Below are 2,397 nucleotides of genomic sequence, written 5' to 3' on the forward strand. Positions count from 1 at the left end.
GATGCTATAAAACAACGCTTAAATCAATAATATTATGAAGAAAAATATTGCCCTTGTAATTTTGTTTATTATTTGTACTTATAAAGCATTTGCCGGTGATTTATTAGGAATGATTTGTAATGAATCAAATCGACCATTAGAAATGGTAAATGTGATGATACGTTCACCGAAAGACAATTGTGTTATCGCAGTAACAGAAACATCTGCTAATGGGAAATTTACAATACGTACACTCAATTCCGGCACATATATATTAAAATGCACCCGACTTGGTTATCAAGATTATAATGCAGAAATCAAAATGAAGGAAAATGAGAATCTGGATCTGGGAAGATTGATAATGCCACAAACGAGCATTCAGATTGATGAAGTTGCAGTTGTTGCGAACCGCAATGTTTTTACAACGGATAAACAATCAATCTATCCTTCAAAATTACAAGTAGAACAATCTACGGGAGGATTGGAATTACTTAAAAAACTTCCTATTCCTTTATTGGATATTAATCCCATATCAAGAACTATCTCGACGCTTGACCCACAAGGTGGTGTTATTGTGCTGATCAATGAAATGCCTTCAGAAGCAAATGATATAGCCATATTGGATCCAAAACGAATAAAGAAAGTCGAAGTGATTAGAAATCCGGGGATGAAATATGGCTCGAATCTGGCTATGGCAGTAAATATTGTTTTGTACAATGCTGAGGATGGTGTATCTGTAGGAGTAAACACCTCAAATTCAACGAAAATCATTTATGGGTATAATAATCTATTTGGAACGTATATTCATAAAAATTCACAGCTGACTATCAGCCAAAGTGAAAATTTTCAGAATAGTTCCAATCAAATTTCAGATGACCTACGTAAATATCTTCTTCCTACCGGAGACTGGCAGACTATACATATTCAGACCCTGTCTTCAAGAGCGGTTTCTTTTACACATGGAACAACAGTAAAATATAACCTTACGATTCCGGACAAATACGTTTTTCAAGCCATAGGTTACATAAATTCTCATCGCAATCCGAAAAACAACCGATCGGATTTAATGAGTGGAGACGGCTTATCTGGTCACATTAGTGAAACTAATATCAGAGATCAGTACTTGTCTCCTGCATTAAACCTGTACTTGAAAAAAAATCTTCCAAAGAATCAAACTTTTATGTTCAATATCGTCGGAACCTACATAAGCTCAAATTATGATTATTCTTATTCAACCGATAAAAGTAATTTTAAATCAAACTATGTGGTAGAGGGCAAAAAAATATCTGCCATAGGAGAATTGAGATACAGTAAAAATTTCCAATGGGGAGCGATAGCTTCTGGTTTACGCTCTTCTTATGGTAACACAACTAACTTGTACAGCGGAAGAACACAAAGCAAACCACAAATGAGAAATCTAAACTCAGATATATATGTACAGGTAGAAGGGCGTTGGAAACAATTTTCAGGTAGAACGACATTGGCTTTAAATGATCAATACTATGCTCAAAATAATGAAAAGTATCATAAGGTGACGATGAGTCCTCAAATATCATTGAACTACTCACTTGCCAGTAATTTCTGTTTGGGATATGGATTCAATTTAGTTTCTCGCCTACCTTCTCTCGCTTATTTAAATGGAGCAGCCATACAATTAGATGTTTGGGAAAGAAAAATAGGTAATCCCTTATTGCAGCCTTTCAACCATATCGAAAACTCATTGTCTGCAACTTATTATACGCCAAAATTTTACGGAATGATTAGCGCAGTGTATGCTTCCAACAAACATGCCATTATGCCCAGTTTGATTCGATCAGAGAATTTAGAGAGAATATCTTTTGACAATATCATAAGAAATGAACGTGATATGAATCAGGTCGCACTGACTGCCTACTTACGTTATGCGATGTTGAATAATAAATTAGTATTCAGTGCCACCGGCTCCTATAATTATTTTAATGCAAGGAGTGATTTATATACCAACAAACGAGGATTCTTCTTTGGAGACTTATCTATCGAAGGTTACATCGGACGTTTTTCATTCTTAGCAGGATTGAGAAGTCGTTATAATAGCTTGTTTGCAGAAACAGTATGGTTTAATGAATACACCAATTCATTAAGTGCTACCTATAAATACAAGAATTTTTCAGTAGGGTTAACTTGGGAACAGCCCTTACAAAGTTCCGGTACAAATAACCGCATTGAAACCAAAAATGAGTATGCTTATAAACTTGTAAAGAACATCAATAGAGAGGCAGGAAATCATGTATTGGTTACTTTTTCATGGCGGTGGGATCACGGTTTTAAATCCAAATCACAAGAAGCTGATGTAGATAATAGAGATACGGATTCGGGTATTTTAAAATAATAACCAATCATGAGTAATAGCTCTCCACATTCTGATAGGAATCAATCCGT

1 protein-coding gene is annotated in these 2,397 nt (G+C 35.0%); it reads left to right on the forward strand.

Translation table 11 applies throughout. From position 1 onward, the window contains the following. Positions 1-34 precede the first annotated feature (34 nt). On the forward strand, positions 35-2,347 hold the full coding sequence (locus tag HMPREF1640_RS12280) for a carboxypeptidase-like regulatory domain-containing protein (RefSeq protein ID WP_036895340.1): 2,313 nt from the start codon (positions 35-37) through the stop codon (positions 2,345-2,347). Positions 2,348-2,397: the final 50 nt, after the last annotated feature.

Source organism: Prevotella sp. S7-1-8, from assembly GCF_000758925.1.
Lineage (GTDB): Bacteria > Bacteroidota > Bacteroidia > Bacteroidales > Bacteroidaceae > Prevotella.